1 protein-coding gene is annotated in these 520 nt (G+C 61.5%); it reads right to left on the reverse strand.

Annotated features, from left to right (window positions below):
• A partial coding sequence (locus AWB67_RS39330; protein ID WP_125477925.1) for a PAS domain S-box protein occupies nucleotides 1–520 on the reverse strand: 520 nt, incomplete at both ends.

Genomic DNA, 520 nt, shown 5'->3' on the forward strand with positions numbered 1-520 from the left:
TCGCGCAACATAACCGTATAGAGTTTGCCGGTGCCGTCATCGATTTGCGAGATCGATGCCTCGATCGGAAACTCCTCGCCGTTCGCGCGCAGCCCAAAGAGCACGCGCAGCTTGCCCATTTGCCGGTCGGACACTCCGGTTACGCCGAACTGCCGGACGTGGCGTGCATGGTCCGCGCGGAACCGTTCGGGGATGAAGCGCGAGAGCGACGCACCGATGGCGTCCATCGCCGAACAATCGAACACTTGCTCGGCCGTCGGATTGAAGATCACGATGCGCTGATTCTCGTCTATCGTGATAATCGCTTCCATCGACGACCGAATGATCCCCATCATGCGGGCCTCGTTCAGCGTTGACTGTGTGCTCGCCCGCGCGGTAGCACCTGACATCCCGGTGCGGTCGCGGGCAAGCAGAAAAACGATGGCCCCAAGCAGCAGCGCGCTGGCGGTTCCGCCAACGAGCACGGCGGTGCTAGCGTTATCGTCGTTCGGGCCCAGCATTTCGGCAGTTGCAGAATAGG

The organism is Caballeronia terrestris (genome assembly GCF_001544515.1).
Taxonomy (GTDB): Bacteria; Pseudomonadota; Gammaproteobacteria; order Burkholderiales; family Burkholderiaceae; genus Caballeronia; species Caballeronia terrestris.